The organism is Shewanella sp. AC34-MNA-CIBAN-0136, assembly GCF_040309945.1.
Taxonomy (GTDB): Bacteria; Pseudomonadota; Gammaproteobacteria; order Enterobacterales; family Shewanellaceae; genus Shewanella.
Map to the genome: position 1 here is coordinate 1 of NZ_JBEOPJ010000090.1, position 253 is coordinate 253.

General features: G+C 38.3%; 1 protein-coding gene. It reads left to right on the forward strand.

Annotated elements, in window-relative coordinates:
- On the forward strand, positions 1 to 253 hold a 253-nt coding region (locus AAEY94_RS20780), incomplete at both ends, for a hypothetical protein (RefSeq protein ID WP_350979940.1).

The following is a 253-nucleotide window of genomic DNA, read 5'->3' on the forward strand; positions in this document are numbered from 1 at the left end:
GGTAAAGGCGCAGCTGACAGGTGAGGTGGTAGATAAATCGCAAACCAAGCGCAAAAAAGATGGCGTGTTTTACACGCCAAAGTACATCACCAAATATATCGTCGAAAACACAGTCGGCAAGCTTTGTGAAGACAAAAAGTTAGCGTTAGCATTGAATGACGAAGATTATGAGCAAGATATTACTATTAATAAAAGCGGTAAAAAACGAAAAAAAACAGATAAGAGAATCGAAGAAGAAAAGGTAGCTCTAGAT